The 18,415-nt window shown below is 54.0% G+C and carries 11 protein-coding genes and 1 other RNA gene; 3 read left to right on the top strand and 9 right to left on the bottom strand.

Features of this window, described 5'->3' with window-relative positions:
* Window positions 1-13: 13 nt before the first annotated feature.
* Window positions 14-1,972, bottom strand: a complete 1,959-nt coding sequence (gene acs, locus BLU64_RS11080) for an acetate--CoA ligase (protein ID WP_074728725.1) — start codon at window positions 1,970-1,972, stop codon at window positions 14-16.
* A 763-nt stretch (window positions 1,973-2,735) separates the two neighbouring features.
* Here acs and BLU64_RS11075 point away from each other — a divergent pair.
* Both BLU64_RS11075 and BLU64_RS11070 read left to right on the top strand, forming a co-directional pair.
* On the top strand, window positions 2,736-3,128 hold the full coding sequence (locus BLU64_RS11075) for a hypothetical protein (protein ID WP_026742171.1): 393 nt from the start codon (window positions 2,736-2,738) through the stop codon (window positions 3,126-3,128).
* A gap of 733 nt (window positions 3,129-3,861) precedes the next feature.
* Window positions 3,862-4,872: an AI-2E family transporter gene (locus BLU64_RS11070; protein WP_026742172.1), complete on the top strand. Its 1,011-nt coding sequence runs from the start codon at window positions 3,862-3,864 to the stop codon at window positions 4,870-4,872.
* A 145-nt stretch (window positions 4,873-5,017) separates the two neighbouring features.
* On the opposite strand, the gene BLU64_RS11065 is transcribed toward BLU64_RS11070, so the two are convergent.
* Window positions 5,018-6,169 (bottom strand): L,D-transpeptidase family protein, encoded by a 1,152-nt coding sequence (locus tag BLU64_RS11065; protein ID WP_074728724.1) that lies wholly within the window; start codon window positions 6,167-6,169, stop codon window positions 5,018-5,020.
* A 297-nt stretch (window positions 6,170-6,466) separates the two neighbouring features.
* On the bottom strand, window positions 6,467-10,000 hold the full coding sequence (nifJ, locus tag BLU64_RS11060; RefSeq protein ID WP_074728722.1) for a pyruvate:ferredoxin (flavodoxin) oxidoreductase: 3,534 nt from the start codon (window positions 9,998-10,000) through the stop codon (window positions 6,467-6,469).
* Between the two features lie 293 nt (window positions 10,001-10,293).
* On the opposite strand from nifJ, the gene BLU64_RS11055 reads away from it, so the two are divergent.
* Window positions 10,294-10,878, top strand: coding sequence for a GNAT family N-acetyltransferase (locus BLU64_RS11055; RefSeq protein WP_026742175.1), 585 nt, complete (start codon window positions 10,294-10,296; stop codon window positions 10,876-10,878).
* A gap of 133 nt (window positions 10,879-11,011) precedes the next feature.
* Here the strand turns inward: BLU64_RS11055 and ddlA are convergent, their stop codons facing one another.
* The 6 genes from ddlA to smpB all read right to left on the bottom strand — a co-directional run bounded on the left by ddlA (window position 11,012) and on the right by smpB (window position 18,325).
* Window positions 11,012-12,112 carry a D-alanine--D-alanine ligase gene (gene ddlA / locus BLU64_RS11050; protein ID WP_074728720.1) on the bottom strand — a complete coding sequence of 367 codons (1,101 nt, stop codon included), beginning with the start codon at window positions 12,110-12,112 and terminating at the stop codon, window positions 11,012-11,014.
* A gap of 189 nt (window positions 12,113-12,301) precedes the next feature.
* Window positions 12,302-13,384, bottom strand: a complete 1,083-nt coding sequence (mltB, locus tag BLU64_RS11045; RefSeq protein ID WP_074728718.1) for a lytic murein transglycosylase B — start codon at window positions 13,382-13,384, stop codon at window positions 12,302-12,304.
* A gap of 490 nt (window positions 13,385-13,874) precedes the next feature.
* Window positions 13,875-16,193: a heavy metal translocating P-type ATPase gene (locus tag BLU64_RS11040; protein WP_175527815.1), complete on the bottom strand. Its 2,319-nt coding sequence runs from the start codon at window positions 16,191-16,193 to the stop codon at window positions 13,875-13,877.
* Between the two features lie 262 nt (window positions 16,194-16,455).
* Window positions 16,456-16,782, bottom strand: a complete 327-nt coding sequence (locus tag BLU64_RS11035; RefSeq protein WP_200873742.1) for an ArsR/SmtB family transcription factor — start codon at window positions 16,780-16,782, stop codon at window positions 16,456-16,458.
* Between the two features lie 647 nt (window positions 16,783-17,429).
* Window positions 17,430-17,793: a transfer-messenger RNA gene (gene ssrA / locus BLU64_RS11030) on the bottom strand.
* A gap of 49 nt (window positions 17,794-17,842) precedes the next feature.
* Window positions 17,843-18,325 (bottom strand): SsrA-binding protein SmpB, encoded by a 483-nt coding sequence (gene smpB, locus BLU64_RS11025; RefSeq protein ID WP_026742179.1) that lies wholly within the window; start codon window positions 18,323-18,325, stop codon window positions 17,843-17,845.
* Window positions 18,326-18,415 lie beyond the last annotated feature (90 nt).

Below are 18,415 nucleotides of genomic sequence, written 5' to 3'. Positions count from 1 at the left end.
CGGGGCATTTTCATCAGAGCGGAGCATTCGGGATCGGCTTTTCCTCCAGCAGCTGAGCGATGACGCCTGGGTTGGCCAGCGTCGAGATATCTCCCACATTATCGCCCTCGCCGGCGGCAATTTTTCGCAGGATCCGACGCATGATCTTGCCGGAACGCGTCTTAGGCAGAGCCTCCGCCCAGTGTAAAATGTCGGGAGTGGCAATCGCGCCAATCTCTTTACGCACCCACGCGCGCACCTCCTCATGCAGTTCCTCCGTTGGTTTTTCGCCGCGGTTCAGCATGATGAAGGCATAAATGGCCTGTCCTTTCACGCCGTGTCCCACTCCCACGACGGCGGCCTCGGCAATTTTGGGGTGGGAAACCAATGCGGATTCGATTTCCGCCGTCCCCAGCCGATGACCGGACACGTTCAACACATCATCCACGCGGCCCGTGATCCAGTAATAGCCGTCTGCGTCACGACGTGCGCCGTCGCCGCTGAAATAGCGCCCTTTGAAGGTTGAAAAGTAGGTTTCCTCGAAACGGGCGTGATCGCCGAAGAGTGTGCGTGCCTGCCCCGGCCAGGCGTCGGTGATGACCAGATTGCCCTCGCATTCCCCTTCCAATAGACGGCCCTCGCCATCGACCAATGCGGGGTTGACGCCGAAAAAAGGCAGCGTGGCCGCGCCGGGTTTGAGAGCAATGGCCCCCGGTAACGGGGTGATCATGATGCCGCCGGTCTCCGTCTGCCACCAAGTATCCACGACCGGACAGTCGCCGTTGCCGATCTTATGGTAATACCACTCCCAGGCTTCCGGATTGATGGGTTCGCCGACGGATCCGATGAGCTTTAACGTTTGGCGAGTCGATCCCTGAATCGCCTTATCGCCGTCCGCCATGAGCGCGCGAATGGCCGTGGGGGCGGTATACAGAATATTGACCCGATGCCTGTCTACGATTTGTCCCAAGCGGCTGGCGTCCGGCCAGTTGGGAATACCTTCAAACATCAGTGAGGTCGCGCCACAGGCCAGTGGTCCATATACCAGATAGCTGTGACCGGTGATCCATCCGATGTCGGCGGTACACCAATAAATATCGCCGGGGTGGTAGTCAAACACGTATTTGAAGGTGAGGGCCGCGTAAACCAGATAGCCGCCGCTGGTGTGCAGCACGCCTTTGGGCGTGCCGGTTGAACCGGAAGTGTAAAGAATAAACAGCGGATCTTCGGCTTGTAGTTCTACAGGCGGACAGCGATCGTCCGCCTGTTCCATCAATGCGTGCCACCAGCAATCGCGATCTGCTTCCCAGACCACGTCATTGCCGGTATGCCGAAACACGATCACCCGTTCTACCTGACTGAGTCGCGGGTTTTTCAACGCGTCGGTTACGTTTTGTTTGAGGGGGATCGTTTTTCCGGCTCGCTGGCCTTCATCCGCCGTGATCACCATCCGGCTGCCGGAGTCGAGCAGCCGGCCTGCGATGGACTCCGGCGAGAAGCCGCCGAAAATGACGGAGTGAATTGCTCCGATACGGGCGCACGCCAGCATGGCGATGGCTGCCTCCGGCACCATCGGCATATAGAGAGTAATAACATCGCCTTTGCCCATCCCCTGTGCTTTTAACACGTTGGCGAATCGGCAGACCGCTAGATGGAGCTCACTATAGGTCAGGCATCGGGTGCGTTGCCCGTCATCGCTCTCCCAAAGAATGGCGTTTTGCTTGGCGTTATGTGGCAAATGGCGATCCAGACAGTTGGCCGACACGTTCAGTGTGCCGTCTTCAAACCAGCGGATATCGATATTACCCGGAGAAAATGAGGTTTTTTTAACCGACTGGTAGGGTGTGATCCAATCGACTATCCTTCCTTGCTGACGCCAAAACGTATCGGGATCGTCAATGGACTGCTGATAAAGTAGCCGGTAGCGCTCGGCGGTGATCAGCGCCTTATCCGCGATGGCGGCGGAGACCGGATAGGGGGTGTGCTGGCTCATTGTGCATCTCCTTTATATTTTGGTTAACACTATGTCAATAAAATGTTAATTGCATTTTGAGGCGCGAGTTTGTTTGTTTTTTGCGCGAACGATCACGGATTACTCCAGTACGGGTAATGTTTTCAGCTGGCAGAATTGAGCAGCGGGAATAGAAACGAGGAGCCTAATCGGGGTTAAAAATAGTGACCAATATCACATTTCATTGAATAGACAGATGATTTTTGTCCTCATGAAATTGAATAGCTACATTGCCTAACAATCATCGATTTAATCTATTCTTAAAAAGAATTTGATCGGTGTATGCGATCAAATGGCGTAAAGATCGCGCTTATTTGGCCGATTAGATCTAAGCGAAATGAGGTATAGTGCCACAGTCTTGATTCATGAATGGTTCGAGTTAACGGAATGTGACGTGCATTAGGTGCGTTGGATAAGGGCATATAGATTAGGTTGTATCGTTGTTCAACAGAACTATATTCCATTCGCTTTAGTAAGAAATCTATGAGCATCCTTTTAAGGAATAGCTCACAAACACTTTGTTAATTAATTATAAATAAGCATAAAGAATCAATGCGCGAATTAAAGCGGCATTTCGACATAACTTAGAGAGTTGATGCTATTTATGGCACGGTTTGTTTTTCTTCTGTCGGAACGTTTCCGACGGGGTGAGGATTGCCATCATCAGAAGATCCATCTTTGTCTGGTCGAACTGATGTCTGGCTTTATCATTTTCTATACAGCTTGATATAGAACAGAGGAAACAATGAGTCTGATATTTGGGCGAAATGACATCATCGGCATATTGAGTACCCCGATCCATAATGACCGCCGGGCGGTCGCCATCATTGACGAAAAATGCCAGGTACTCTGCGCCAATTCTGCATTCAACGCCCATTTTGGGCTATGCCCGAATTCCAGAAAACCGGCATCTATCGACGAGATACTGCCTATTAATGTGAGGTTTGCTTTCCAGGACTTTATCGCCGACAAGAATGTGCTGAGCACACATGTCAGCTGCGAACTGCTTGCGGATGGCTTTATGAAAAAACCGATAAGCACACTGACTTTTTCCAAGTTGAATGTCGAAAGCCGTGTGTTGTCGCTGATCATCCTTAATGACGGCGGTGTGTTCTTGAAACCGGGTCTGGCTTCCTGAATCCAATCCTCTTGGTCTCTTTGTGGGAACGACAGACATACTGTTGGTATCGCTGTCGTCCGCTCTTTTGGATGTTTATACCTAAGTTTTATGAATCTTTTATCTCAAATTAGAGAATCTAATCAGTAAGCGGTGGGAATAGACGGCCCTTCTTCTACACACGCTCATGCCATATTTCATAAATAATATTAAATTATTTCTCTCATCCTTCTTTTTCCCTCATCGACGTATGGGGTAATATTCGCTGAGCTAACCTCATCTTGGCCTCGCTTTTGTGCATTATGGAAGCGGAGCCATGCCCGGACCAATGAGTCAAATTAAATGTCACCACGAAATTCCGTTTCGGTATTAGTACTAATACAACGATGACACCGCGTTAACCTTATTGACATTTATATGACTGCGCTTTTTCCCGAATAACCAATGAACCTATTATTTACAGCGGTATTCGTTATCCTTCAGGCTTAAATTGGCGCATGAACGGTTTGGTAAAATGATCATTCGATCTATTCGGCTTAGGCGCCTGTGGCGCTGGCGACGTTGCTCGCCTCGATCGAAGGCTGATGAAAGATCTACGGTAAATTGCTGCTGGCGTTTCCGAGGTAAAACGCTAAGAATAATTGCAGAAAAAGCATTTCATGGTCAGAACATCACTCTTTCTGCGGGCTTCGCTATGTCAGGGAACAGGGGAAGGCGATGCTTTGACGCAGCATTACGGACACAGGATGCCATCATGCAGTTGTTGAATTTGAAACAGGCCCGATTGTTAAGTTTTGTCTTTGTTATGGGAGGGTTGCTGCTGTTGATTCAGCTGCGTTTACTAGCTTGTTTTATCGCCGGTTTTTTGGTGTACGAAATTATCAATCTACTGACGCCCCATTTTCAGAAGGTCATTAGCGGTAAACGCGCTCGCCTGGCTGTCGTCGCCGTGATCAGCGCTTTGGTTGTCAGTCTGCTGAGCCTCATGTTCGCCGCGTTGGCAGGGCTATTGATGCAGGAAATGAGGGACACCCGCGTTTTCAACGCGCGTATCGCCTACATACTGGGTGATGTGCAATCCCAGATCATGACTTTTTTGCCGGGCTACCTGCCGGTTAGCGTTGAAGAGTTACAGCAAGAGATTATCCAGTGGCTACAGCAGCATGTTGCGATTTTGCAAAATCTGGGGAAAAGCTTCCTGCACGGCTTCGTTACGATGCTGATAGGCATGATCCTGGGGGCGATCATTTCGCTGTATAACGTCGATCATCGCGTGGACAAGCCGTTGCTTAAAATGGAGCTGCTGAACCGCGTCGCGTTGCTATCGGCTTCATTCCGCAACATCGTCTTCGCGCAGGTGAAAATCTCGCTGGTGAACACGATCCTGTCCGCCATTTTTATACTGGGCATTCTGCCGGCGTTCGGCATTCACCTGCCGTTTTCGAAAACGCTGGTCGTGCTGACGTTTGTTTTTGGCCTGCTGCCGGTGGTCGGGAATTTGATCTCCAACGCGATGGTTTTCATCTCCGCACTCTCCATCTCGCTGCCGACGGCGCTGATCGCTCTTCTTTATCTGATGTTGATCCACAAGCTGGAATATTTCCTTAATGCGCAGATCGTCGGGACAAGAATCAAAGCCCACGCCTGGGAGATTTTGCTGGCGATGCTGGTGTTTGAGGCGGCTTTTGGTTTATCCGGCGTGATCGCCGCGCCCATTTATTACGCCTATCTGAAAAGCGAGCTAAAGCAGGCTGCGCTGATCTAACTTTCCTAAGCGTTTACCGTTCTAGGTGGGGACGGCCTGACGCACGGTCTATTACGCAAGTCCGGGCAGATCAGCGTAGGTGAATGCGTGAGAGGGGCGGATGGAAATTGCAACAAGGCGGCTGAGCGCCGCCCTGTCGAAGAACTTAAGACTGGCTAGGTGTCTCTGAAGGGGCCGTCGCAGTGTCGGTTTCTTCCGGCGCTGCTGTGGCATCGGGCGTCGTCGTTTCCGGCTGTGCGGTATCAGACTGCGGCGGAGTTTCCGGTTGAGTGGTCTCCGGCGCAGCAGGCGCGTTCGCTTCCGGTGCGGGCTGCTGTACGGTCTGCGGCTCGACCGGCGCGGTATTCTGCGGCGCTGTCGGTGACGCAGGGTCATTGGCCGGGCCGTTAACCTTGAGCGGAATGCCGAGACGATCGTGAATCACCTGATTAACCGTGCTTTCGTTTACGCTGGCATCAGTCAGAATCTTGGTCACGGCAGGCGTCAGCGTCAGCGGCACCGGCGTGTCGGCGTTAAATTCTTCCACGGTGCGCGACAGTGGGTGGTGAACCTCGAGATAGCGGGATCCGTCAGGCTCCGTCGTTGCTTTTACCGGTTCATTGATGAACTGAACGCGCGTGCCGACCGGCACATGATCGAACAGGTATTTGATATCGTCGGCGCGCAGACGCACGCAGCCGTGGCTGACACGCAGGCCGATGCCAAAGTTGGCATTGGTGCCGTGAATGGCATACAGGCGTCCAACATACAGCGCATACAGGCCCATCGGGTTATCCGGACCGGCCGGGTAGACCGCAGGCAGCGTCTCGCCGCGTGCGGCGTATTCGGCATGCATAGCGGCGGTCGGCGTCCATGTCGGGCCATCTTTCTTCCGCTGTACCGAGGTGACCCAGTTAATCGGGGTGTCTTTGCCTAATTCGCCGATGCCGATCGGCAGCACCACGACGGTATTTGTGCCTTTCGGGTAGTAATACAGACGCATTTCAGCGCTGTTGATCACAATGCCCTGACGCGGCGTATCCGGTAGGATCAGCTGCTGGGGGATGACGATATCGCTGCCGGGTTTGGGCAGGTAAACATCAATCCCCGGATTCGCTTCCATCATATTGCTCAGCCCCATTTGGAACTGGGCGGCAAAATGCTCTAGAGGCTGGGTGCTATCGCTGGGGATAGTAAAGTGAATGTTTTCACCCACCAACCGACTTTTACCGGCAGGCAGAGGATAGACTACGGCCAGGGCTGCCTGGCTAAAGCTGGCAGCAGCCAAAACGAACGTTAGAATCGCACGAATACTCATGTGGGTATCTTAATTGAGTGTGAAGCCATACCGGCGGAAAATGGTTATTGTGGTCATTATTGACCTGTGCGCATTATATGGTCAGATCGACTTAATTGGGAAACAACATGTGTAACCAATCACACTTTTTGAAGCCCATTTGCGTGGTTTGTCATTTTTGGCATGGAAAAGTGCCGGGGACGTTGTCCTGACAGGGATACCGTCACATTGGCCGCTGCTTATACAAGTCAACCTCACCACAAAAAACGCCCTGCGCCGGAGTGACGGCGCAGGGCGTGGAGATTGCCGCGGCGGCTGTTATTCCTGAGTGTTCTTCTCGGCCTTGCCGGCCATCAAATTCAGGAAGTCATAGCGACGGCGCAGATCCAGCTCGGCTTCTTCATACAGTACGGCCGTTTCCTCCGGCATCTGCGTATTCAGGCGTCGGAACCGTTGCTCTTTAAGCAGCGTGTCGCTCAGGCTGGCGGACGGTGGACGAGAGTCCGTCATCAGCGCCGGTTTGCCTTCCGCGCTGCGGCGTGGGTCGAAGCGGTACAGCGGCCAGAAGCCGGTCGCCGTCAACTGACGCATCTGATCGTGACTGAACGCCAGATCGTAGCCGTGCTCTTCACATGGGCTGTAGGCGATAATCAGTGACGGACCCGGCCAGGCTTCCGCTTCCTGAATCGCTTTCATCGTCTGGTTGAGCTGAGCGCCCAGCGAGATCTGCGCGACGTAGACGTGACCGTACATCATGACGTTGATGCCGAGATCTTTCCGCGCCTTGCGTTTGCCGTTCTCGCCGAACTTGGTCACCGCACCCAGCGGCGTCGCTTTGGACTGCTGGCCGCCGGTGTTGGAGTAGCACTGCGTATCCAGCACCAGAACGTTAACGTTTTCCGACAGGCTCATCACGTGGTCCAGACCGCCGTAGCCAATATCATAAGCCCAGCCATCGCCCCCGATCAGCCAGATGGATTTATCGACCAGATGATCAGCCTCTTCCGATAATTGACGCGCTTCGTGGCTCGTCAGTGAAGCAAGCTGCTCGCGTAGCTGCTCGATCTGCTGGCGACGATCGTCGGTTTTGATATTTTCTTCCAGCAGAGAGGCTACCAGTTCCGTCGGCAACTGAGGCGCCAGCTGGTTCAGCAGGCGCTGCGCGCGCTGACGATGATGATCTACGCTCAGGCGGAAGCCCAGACCGAACTCGGCGTTATCTTCAAACAACGAGTTGGCCCATGCCGGACCGCGGCCGTTGGCGTCGGTAGTCCAAGGCGTCGTTGGCAGGTTGCCGCCGTAAATCGACGAACACCCCGTGGCGTTGGCGATCAGCAAACGGTCGCCGTACAGCTGGGTCAGTATCTTGATATAGGGCGTTTCGCCGCAGCCGGAGCAGGCGCCGGAGTATTCAAACAGCGGGGTAATCAGCTGAGACGTACGAATATCGATACGTTCCAGTTTGTTGCGGTCGATTTCCGGCAGATTCAGGAAGAAGTCGTAATGTGTCTTCTCTTCCTCAACGTGTTCCAGACGCGGCTTCATGTTGATTGCCTTGATCTCTGGATTCTGACGATCTTTCGCCGGGCATACCTCCACACATAGGTTACAGCCGGTGCAGTCCTCAGGCGCAACCTGCAATACGTATTTCTGGCCGCGCATGTCGCGGGCCTTCACGTCCAGCGATTGCAGCGACGCAGGCGCGGCATCCATCTCCTCCGCCGGTACGACTTTGGCTCGGATGGCGGCGTGCGGGCAGGCGGCGACGCAATGGTTGCACTGGGTGCACAGGTCGGGTTTCCACAGCGGGATTTCTTCCGCGATGTTGCGTTTTTCCCAACGGGTGGTGCCCGTCGGCCAGGTGCCGTCCGGCGGCAGCGCGGAGACGGGAAGGGTATCGCCTAATCCGGCCAGCATGGCGGCGGTCACGGTCTTGACGAAGTCGGGCGCGGCGTCGGAGACGACCGGCGGGCGCTGCGGGCTGCCTGGGTTGACCGGTTCCAGCGGAACGGCGGCCAGCGCTTCCAGCGTAGCGTCCAGCGCGCGCCAGTTACGTTCCACCAGCTCCACACCCTTGCTGCCATAGCTGCTGTTGATGGCGGCGCGCAGCTTCTCCCGCGCATCTTCACCCGGCAAAATTTGCGACAGGTGGAAGAAGGCCATCTGCATGACGGTATTGATACGCGCACCCAGCTGGCAATCACGTGCGATCTTGGCGGCATTGATACAGTAGACCCGCGCCTGACGCTGATTCAGTCCCGCCTGCACTTCCTGCGGCAGTCGGTGCCACAGGTCTTCGCTGCTATACGGCGTGTTAATCAGGAAGACTCCGCCCGGTTTCAGGCGTTCGACCATGTTGTATTTATCAATGAACTGCCACTGGTGACAGGCCACGAAGTCGGCCTGCTCGATCAGATAGGCCGCGTTGATGGGCGTCGGGCCGACGCGCATGTGGGATACGGTCAGGCTGCCGGCTTTCTTCGAGTCATACACGAAGTAGCCTTGCACGAACATCGGCGTGGAATTACCGACGATTTTGATGGAGTTTTTAGTGGCGGAGACGGTGCCGTCGCTGCCCAAACCGTAGAACAGCGCTTCGTGCGACGCCTGCGTCGGCATCGGCAGGTTGGACAGCGGCAGAGACAAATGGGTCACGTCATCGTAGATACCCACCGTGAAGCGCGGGCGTGGGTTGGCGAGCGCTAACTCTTTAAAGATGGCCTCGACGCACTGAGGCGTAAATTCTTTGGACGACAGGCCGTAACGGCCGCCGATCACACGGGGCATGAGTGGGCGCTCACCTCGTGAGAAAGCCTCGGCCACCGCGGTCATGACATCCAGATACAGCGGCTCCGCCAGCGCGCCCGGCTCTTTGGTGCGGTCCAGTACGGCAATGTTCTGTGCGGTCTGCGGGATGACATCCAGCAGATGCTTGGCGGAGAACGGGCGGTACAGACGCACTTTCACCACACCGACTTTTTCGCCACGGGTCAGCAGCGTATCAATGACTTCTTCGCTGGTGCCGACGCCGGACCCCATCAGGATGATGATGCGGGTCGCTTCCGGATGTCCATAGTACTCAAACGGGTGGTACTGACGACCGGTCGCGGCGGCGAAGTCGTTCATCGCCTGTTCAACATGCTGATAGGCATCGTTGTACCAGGTATTGGTGGCTTCGCGCGCCTGGAAGAAGGTATCCGGGTTGGACGCGGTCCCGCGAATGACGGGACGTTCTGGTGTGAGCGCTCGCTCACGATGCTCATCAATCGACTTCTGCGGCAACAGCTGCAGAATGTGTTCATCGCTGAGCGGCTCGATCTTATTGATTTCGTGCGAGGTGCGGAAACCATCAAAGAAATGAATAAAAGGCAGGCGGCTGTTCAGACTGGCCATCTGAGAGATCAGCGCGAAGTCCTGCGCTTCCTGAACGTTGCTGGCGCACAGCATGGCGCAGCCGGTTTGACGTACGGCCATCACATCCGAATGGTCGCAGAAAATGGACAACGCGTGGGTGGCTACGGTACGGGCGGCCACGTGCAGGACGAAGGGCGTCAGCTGCCCGGCCAGTTTGTACAGCGTCGGGATCATCAACAACAGTCCCTGCGACGATGTAAACGAGGTCGCCAAGGCCCCGGTTTGCAGCGCACCGTGCACGGTCGCGATGGCGCCGGCTTCGGACTGCATTTCCATCACACGCGGCGTGTCTCCCCACAGGTTGCGGCGGCCTTCGCTGGACCAGGCTGCGGCCTGCTCCGCCATGGTGGAACTGGGCGTAATGGGGTAAATGGCGATAACTTCATTAGCTCGCCAGGCCACGGATGCGACTGCGTTATTACCGTCGGTGGTGATCATGACTTAACCTTCAATTGCTGAGCGAATTACCTTATGGGGCGGGTTTTATCACCGCTGGGACTGATCGTTATACAGCCGTTTGGGCGCGGAGTTGTCTTAAATATCTGTTCACTTCTCGCTGCAGCCAATATGTAGCAATTTTGTTACAGCGAGACGAATCGTTTTTCGATCATAACAGGTCCGACGAAAACGTTCATCCTTGCGACGAATACGGGAACTGTTTTTTCCTGCGCCGCCACTGAATCCTCATCACCCCGTTCATTTATGTGGGGACCGCGCGTAAGGTGGATGTTATGACAAAAGAAAAGCGACAACAGCCGAGCATTGACACACCGCGTCTGGCGCTGCGACCGCTGCGGGATTCCGACGCTGAAACGTTGTTCGCACTGCTGGAAAGCGACCCGCGCATTGCCGCTATGGCCGTGCATATTCCTTATCCCTGTCCGCAATCCCGGATTTCATCGTGGATTGCTTCTCTACAGGGTGACTGGCTAAGCGGAAAAAGCGTGACGTTCGCCCTGTGTCTGCGACAGGTAGGCGAAGTCGTGGGCGCGATTTCGCTGTCGGCGCTGGATAGCCATTACCCGGAAGTCGGATACTGGTTGGGGCCGGAGTATTGGGGGCGCGGCTATGGCACGGAAGCCTGTCTGGCGATATGCCAGTTCGCGTTTCAGCAACTCGGTTTGGACCGGCTGTATGCATGCCACAAAGACGGCAATATTGCGTCAGGCAAGGTGCTGCTGAAAAGCGGATTTCAGCGACTGGGCAGTCAGAATCTGTATATCGCCGAGCTGCAGCGATATGAATGGGTCGCTTTTTATTTGAGAGTCGCCGCTGGGGAGACGGTGCTGGCGCAAGATGATGCGCTGGCGGAATAACTGCCGCTTGAGGCGTCGTGAATATCGGGGACAGGTGAAGGAAGGCGCGTTCGAGGTAAATCCGGATATCGAGAGAGAAATAGAAGGCGAACCGGGCAAGAGGTTCAGTCGCCTTGCCCGATGACCATGAGCGTCAGTCGCGTACTGAGCTTTGCAGGGCGTTGTCCTGTTTGTAGCGCTCCAGCGCCAGCTCAATCAACTGAGTAATTAATGCGGTATAGCCAATACCGCTCGCCTGCCAAAGCTTCGGATACATACTGATATTGGTGAAACCGGGCAGCGTATTGACTTCGTTGATGACGATCTCGTCGTCCTGAGTCAGGAAGACATCGACCCGCGCCATCCCTTGACACTCCAGCGTCTGGAAAGCGCGCAGCGCAACGGCGCGAATACGCTCGTCGGTCACTTCCGGCAGAGGTGCCGGGATTGCGACGCCTGCGCCGTCTTCATCAATGTATTTGGTATCGTAAGAGTAGAACTCGTCGTGCAGCACGATCTCGCCGCATACGCTGGCCTGTGGAAAATCGTTGCCCAGTACGGCGCATTCGATTTCACGGCCGACAATCGCGGACTCTACCAGCACCTTATGGTCATAGCTGAACGCCAGATCGACCGCGCGTCGGAATGACGCTTCGTCTTTGACTTTGCTGACGCCGACGGAAGATCCTTGATTGGCCGGTTTGATAAACAAGGGCAGGCCGAGTTTGGCGGTGATCGTGGTGAAATCGAATCGACGGCGGTTGGCGCGGGTGAGCGTCACAAACGGTGCGACCAGCAGTCCGGCGTCTCGTAATAGTCGCTTGGCGACATCTTTATCCATGCTGACTGCTGAGCCGAGTACGCTGCTGCCGACGAACGGTATATTAGCCATCCGCAGCAGTCCCTGCAGAGAACCATCTTCGCCCAACGTGCCGTGAACGATCGGGAAGATCACGTCGATCTGGGACAGGGCATTTGCACTTTTCGTATCGATTAACTGGCGGTCAGCCCGGCCGGGGATCAGCGCGACATGCTGGCTTGAACGGTTAAGGGCTATCTTCGCCGGGTTTTCTGCATTCAGCAGATAATTGGAGGCATCATTAATGTGCCATTCACCCTGCTTGTCGATGCCCAGCAGCACGACGTCGAATCTATCCTTATCAATGGCTTCCACGATGTTTTTGGCGGACTGCAGCGAAACTTCGTGTTCTGCCGATTTACCACCGAACACGACGCCAACTCGAATCTTAGTCATATCACTCTTTCCGTTATGCGAGGTCTTTGCCCCAGCCTTAATCGATAGTTCTCACTAAAACAGCCAACGACACCGGGCGCAAGGGAATCATTCCGGGAAATTCGATTTTACGTTGCAAGCGAAGAAACTATCGCCTAAGCGCCTAACTCCCCGCCGGTCCATCAGCCTCTCACACGGGTAGACATGACGTCACTGCTGACTTTTCCGGGCGATTTTCACCTCTTCGCCCAACTGCCAGACCACCATGGCGTAATGGGTGCTGTGGTTATAGCGAGTGATGGTGTAGAAGTTGGGTTGGCCGTACCAATATTGATAGCGGTTCCCCATATCTAAACGCAATAGGCTGACGTTCTGGTTACCGACTAGTGGTTCGAGCGGCGACAGGCCGGCGGCGGACAGGGTTCTCATCGAGTAACGGGTATTGAAGCCGGTGTCCAGACTCAACGCTTGGCCATTAGCGGCGACGGCGACCTGCCCGTCGCGTACCCAGCCGTGAGCTTTGAAGTAGTTGGCGACGCTGCCGATGGCGTCGACGGGGTCCCAAAGATTGGGGATGCCATCGCCATTAAAATCTACCGCATAGCGCTTAAAGGCGGAGGGCATGAATTGCCCATATCCCATCGCGCCGGCGTAAGAACCCCGCAGCGTCAGCGGATCAAAACCATCTTCTCGGGCCATTAACATAAATTGCTCCAGCTCGCCTTTGAAATAGGCGGCGCGGCGCGGATAGGCGAATGAGAGTGTCGCCAGCGCATCCAAAATACGGGTTTTACCCATGATGCGGCCCCAACGGGTTTCGACGCCGATAATCCCCACGATGATTTCCGGCGGCACGCCATAGGTCTGCCATGCTCGATTCAAGGCATCTTCGTATTGGTTCCAGAACATCACGCCATTTTGCACGTTGTCCGGCGTAATGAATTTCTTGCGATAACGCAGCCAGGCGCCGTTGGGGATATTGGAAGGCAGCGCGGTTGACGGGGAGGGCGCCTGTCGATCCATCAGCCGGATCACACCGTCCAGCCGTTGCGCCTGTCCAAGCACACGGTGCAGGTTTTCGCGCTCGAATCCGTACTCTTTCACCATATGATCCACGAAGCGATCGACGTCTGGATTATTTGCGAAGTCCCCGTTCAGGAAGCTCGCTGACGAAGAGTGAAAAAAACCGCCAGAGGGCTTTAGCGTAGTGTCTGAAGGGAGGGAAGAGGCTGGCTTGCTGCTACACGCTTGCAGCAACACGATAAGGGGCAATAAAGCAACCAGTCGACGCATCGGAAATCCATAAAATTTAGGAAAATTGGATGTTGGAATGTTAGCTCATCACGTTGAAAAACGGTTAGTGAAATGCGAATAGTTCGGTTAATTATTCACTCGGTGGTTCGCTTCATTATTGCTTCAGTACATACCTGACGTGATCGGCTCCCCATTGATTAACATGCGGTAGTGTTTGTTCTGGCACTCAGTTGCCCGCAAGAGTTGCGTCAGGCGGCAATGAGCGATAAGCAGACGATTTGCTAATATTCTGGCTTGCCGTTGCTCTGTTCTGGCTACTCATCCACAGCCGATAAACGCGAAAGTATCGATGACACTCAACCTGCGTTTTTTTAATTCACAACTACTCGTGTATGAGTAACATGACGCATTAATAAACACATGAATAGCAATGATTAAGCTTTTAACCGCTGCTATTTTGTTTGCTTTTTCTGTGTTTATTTTCTTAAAGGAAATACCCGGTGGAGTGCCGGGGAAAAATACGTTTTGTTCAGTGACGGAAGCGAAGTAGCCGCAGACTGTTCAGAATGACCAGAAGTGCCGCACCGGTATCGCTGAGTACCGCCATCCACAATGTTAGCCAGCCGGGGAAAATCAGCGCCAGCGCCAGCACTTTAACGGTAAGGGAAAAGATAATGTTTTGACGAATGATCGATGCGGTCAGTCTACTGAGTGCAAACGCATGGGGTAACTGCTCAAGCCGATCAGACATCAGTACCACGTCCGCGGTTTCAATGGCGGAATCCGTTCCGGCTCCGCCCATAGCGATGCCAATATCCGCAGCCGCCAGCGCGGGAGCATCATTGATACCGTCACCTACCATGGCAATACGGGTACCTTTATGTCGCCACTCTTCAATCACGCTGACCTTGTCTTCCGGAAGCAGTTCAGCGCGCCAAGCGTCCACGCCAGCCTGCGCGGCGATGGTGCGGGCCGTGCCTTCATTATCACCGGTCAGCATTAGCGTATGCGTCATCCCGTCCGCGCGCAGAGCGTTTAGCGCGTCCAGCGTGGTGGGACGAATGGCATCAGCGATGGTAAACACGCCGTAAACAGCCTGCTGCGTACCCAGAAGGACCAATGATGTCCCCTGATTTTTCAATTCATCAAGCGCCGAACGGATTTCAGCTGAGAAGGAAATGCTCGTAAACAGCTTTTCATTGCCCGCCAGCCAGACTGTGTCATCAAAAGTGGCGACAGCCCCTTTACCGGGAATAGCCTGATGCGCAGACGCTTCCAGACTCTTCGCACCCTGTTCGCGCGTCCAGGTGCTCACCGCTGCCGCCAGCGGATGCGAGGAGTGCGCTTCAATGCTCAGAGCGATATTCAGCAGTTGATCCGGGTCACCGCTGAACACCTGCCAGCCGGTGACGCGCGGTTTACCTTCGGTCAAAGTGCCGGTCTTATCAAACGCCAGCGCACGGATGCTGCCGAGTTTTTCCAGAGTGATGCCCCCTTTAACCAGGATACCGTGGCGCGCCGCGTTGCCTATCGCCGAAACAATGGCGACTGGAGTTGAGATGACCAAGGCACATGGACAGGCGACGACCAGCAGTTCAAGCCCGCGATAGAACCAAGTGGTCCAGCTTCCCACTCCCAGCAGCGGCGGCAGCACCATAACCAGCAGTGCAACCACAAACACTACCGGCGTGTAAACGGCAGAGAAACGCTCAACAAAACTCTCGGTCGGGGATTTACGGCTCTGCGCGTCTTCAACCATATGAATGATGCGCGCCAGCGCGGAATCGGAGGCAGGACGGGTGACCCGCACCTCCAGCACGCCGTTGTGGTTTATGCTGCCCGCGTAAACATTATCTCCCGGCGCCTTATCCACCGGAATCGACTCACCGGTAATGGGGGCCTGATTGACCCCTGATTCTCCGGTGACCACTTCGCCGTCTAGCGCAAGACGATCGGCTGGTTTCACCAGCATGATTTCGCCCGGGCGGACCTGCGCAACCGGAACTCTGACCCACTCGCCATTGCGGCGAATCGTGGCCTGTTCAGGTGCCAATGCCATAAGATTGCGAATGGAGTTGCGCGTTTTTTCAATGCTACGGCTCTGGAGGGCGGTGCCAAGCGAGAACAGGAATACTACGCTTGCGCCTTCGATCCACTGTCCAATGACGGCTGCACCCAATGCGGCAGCCGTCATCAATACGTTCATGTCCAGCGATCGACTGAGGAGCGCATACCAAGCGCTGCGAAATGGCTTCAGCCCACCGGCAACAATGGATAACGCATACAACATCACCGGGATGATATGCGGCACGCTCATATGCGAGAGTACAAAGCCGGTAACCAGTGCTGCGCCGGAAATCAACACGCTTCTCAGTCCACTGAAGCGTCCTGGCTCTGCGACAGACGTGGTATCAGAAAGTCGCTGTGCCTGATAACCAGCTTTTTTGAGCTCACTGATGATCTGCTCCGGCGTCAATTGGTGTCGCACTGACATGCGGCCGGTAGCAAAACTGACTTCTGCCGCTTTCACGCCCGGTGTTTTCATCAGGTGCTTTTCAATCGTGACAGCGCAGGCACCGCAGTCCATGCCCTCAATCAAATAGGTATCCGCCTCCTCTTTGTTTACTGCATCGAGGGTGAAGCCGAGTTTCTGCACGGCTCTTTCCATGACTGTACGCACCTCTGGCTGGCTCAGTGCAACCTGCATGGTACCAGCGCTGAAATTAACATCACAGGCTGTTACACCACTCATCTGCGTCACTTTGCGTACAATAGTGGCCGCACAGGAGGGGCAGTCCATGCCGCCGATACGGTAATCCAGTTGTTCAGTTGCTTTTGCTGAAGTCACAGTGGGGCTATCACATACGCCGAAGATACAGCAACCGGAATCGATAGGCGTCGCTTCTGCTGGCGGGATGCAACAGGCATCTGTACAGGTGTTATCTGGTTTGGCTGTTGCTGGAGCACTGCACTCATTCTGACAGGTGTCCTCCCATATCCCTCTTAGCGCTGGTTTTGCGGATTTTTGTTTGCTCATGGTTAGGTTAGCCCGGCCGCAAAGTCGCCCCGGCTTTATAGCGGAGATCTGGCCGATTTTACGGCCACCTAAATCAGGCTTCTTGTTCATCTTTTTCTCCCGGAACCAGCGAGGCATTCATGCCGCAGCAGGCAACGTCGCAACCAATTTCATCCATCAGTACGTCAAGCATATTGAGAAAATCCAGCATGTGTGGCCCTGACAGAGCGTAATAACAGTATTTCCCCTCCTGACGGCGGCTGATAATGCCGCAGCCCTTTAGGCAGGCGAGATGTTGGGAGATATTGGACTGGGTTCCGCCGGTCAGTGTGGTGATATCGTTGACGGTCTTCTCGCCTTCGCGAAGTGTAAGCAAGATATTGAGGCGCGTTCTCTCGGCAACACCGCGCAGGAATTTCATCTTAGCGTTTAGGTGGGAGATCATAGTTATCATATCAGTCATGGCTAATACGAAACATATTAGTCATAACTGATGCGAAAAGATAGCTCGGCATAAGTAACTAAGATAAAAGGAGAGTTTAGCTAAAATATTTAATGCGATCCCACGTAGACCTCTCAGGCATACATGGTGAATCATTGTTGTCTTGAACAATATACGAGCAAGTTTGGCTGGTGATTTAAAAATAGTTAATGATCGGTTAAGTGTTCCGGAGGTCGCCCATGGGTATTATTACTTCAGCTAAAAGGGTGGTAAAACACGGCATCTGACAGCGCAGATAATTGGCGTGAGAAAATAGTCTTGTTCGCTCCCTGTGACCTGAAGTATTTGGATTGAAGTCAATGATGTCCGCTCTGGCATGAAGCGATCTGAGTTGCCCAGTTTATTAGGGGGGGGCAATATGATGATATCACGCGCATCAATGTGTATTAGTTAAAGGATAACAGGGTAACCGTGCCTAGGTATCTAAATGTTGAAGGCACCTAAATGTTGTGGAAGCCACAAGATTGCCACAGCAAGCAGCAGACACAAAAAAGCCCGCAGGGCTTGCGCCGTGCGGGCTCTTAGGACTTCATCGGATGACTCTGGTAATCACCGATGGAGAATTTTGGTGGAGCTGGGGGGATTTGAACCCCCGTCCGGAATTACTCTACCGTCGGTACTACATGCTTAGTCTAGTCTTTACATTCGCCTGGTAGCTGCGGACAGACACGCTACTAACAAACTAGCCTGATTAGATTTAACGCTTCAACCCCAGGCAAGGCATCCACGCGATCTCTTTTAGGTTTGACCTCTCTTGATCCCCGTCCTAAGAGCGGAGGCTAGGGAGAGAGGGCTATACGCAGGGTATTAAGCTGCTACAGCGTAGTTTTCGTCGTTTGCGACTATTTTTTTGCGGCTTTTTACGAGGCCAACCGCCCCTCGGCATGCACCTTGGGCTTTGCAAATCCCGTCGAATCCAGAATCAGCCCCAAGAAACTTTCGCTATTATACCAGAACTTACCGCGCTTAAGCCACCGGCTTAGCGGTTTGCGTTCTTCATGATACGGGCTTTGTCTAATTTCCACTCACGTTCTTTGATATTGTCGCGCTTATCGTGATCTCGTTTACCTTTCGCTACACCGATTTTGACTTTGCTCCAGGCATTTTTCCAGTACATCGACAGTGCGACAACGGTATAACCCTCGCGGCTGACTCGGCCGATGAGCGATTCTATCTCACGTTTGTTGAGCAACAGTTTGCGCGTGCGAGTGGGGTCGCATACAACGTGTGAAGATGCAACGTTGAGCGGTGTAATGGTGGCGCCAAAGAGAAAGGCTTCGCCGTCTCTTAAGGTCACATAGCTGTCGCTGATATTGGCTTTGCCCGCTCGCAGAGATTTGACTTCCCAACCTTGCAGTTCAAGGCCAGCTTCAAATTCTTCTTCGATGAAATACTCATGGCGAGCACGCTTATTTTGCGCAATGGTAGCGGAACCGGGTTTGTACGCTTTTTTCTTTTTCATAGTGCCGTCATTATACTAGATGTCTAAGGGAATGAAATCCCCGCCAAAGTGTAGAGTGACATTGTGTTCTGCCGTGGGGCAACTTTCCCG

Origin of the sequence: Lonsdalea quercina (assembly GCF_900107885.1) — a bacterium.
Lineage (GTDB): Bacteria > Pseudomonadota > Gammaproteobacteria > Enterobacterales > Enterobacteriaceae > Lonsdalea > Lonsdalea quercina.
The sequence above is the reverse complement of the archived record's forward strand: the minus strand, read 5'-3'. Positions and strand labels throughout refer to the sequence as shown.

Bases quoted from the DNA above. Each gene is read 5' to 3' on its own strand.
- acs (WP_074728725.1), bottom strand. From the start codon at position 1,972: ATGAGCCAGCACACCCCCTATCCGGTCTCCGCCGCCATCGCGGATAAG.
- BLU64_RS11075 (WP_026742171.1), top strand. From the start codon at position 2,736: ATGAGTCTGATATTTGGGCGAAATGACATCATCGGCATATTGAGTACC.
- BLU64_RS11070 (WP_026742172.1), top strand. From the start codon at position 3,862: ATGCAGTTGTTGAATTTGAAACAGGCCCGATTGTTAAGTTTTGTCTTT.
- BLU64_RS11065 (WP_074728724.1), bottom strand. From the start codon at position 6,169: ATGAGTATTCGTGCGATTCTAACGTTCGTTTTGGCTGCTGCCAGCTTT.
- nifJ (WP_074728722.1), bottom strand. From the start codon at position 10,000: ATGATCACCACCGACGGTAATAACGCAGTCGCATCCGTGGCCTGGCGA.
- BLU64_RS11055 (WP_026742175.1), top strand. From the start codon at position 10,294: ATGACAAAAGAAAAGCGACAACAGCCGAGCATTGACACACCGCGTCTG.
- ddlA (WP_074728720.1), bottom strand. From the start codon at position 12,112: ATGACTAAGATTCGAGTTGGCGTCGTGTTCGGTGGTAAATCGGCAGAA.
- mltB (WP_074728718.1), bottom strand. From the start codon at position 13,384: ATGCGTCGACTGGTTGCTTTATTGCCCCTTATCGTGTTGCTGCAAGCG.
- BLU64_RS11035 (WP_200873742.1), bottom strand. From the start codon at position 16,782: ATGAAATTCCTGCGCGGTGTTGCCGAGAGAACGCGCCTCAATATCTTG.
- smpB (WP_026742179.1), bottom strand. From the start codon at position 18,325: ATGAAAAAGAAAAAAGCGTACAAACCCGGTTCCGCTACCATTGCGCAA.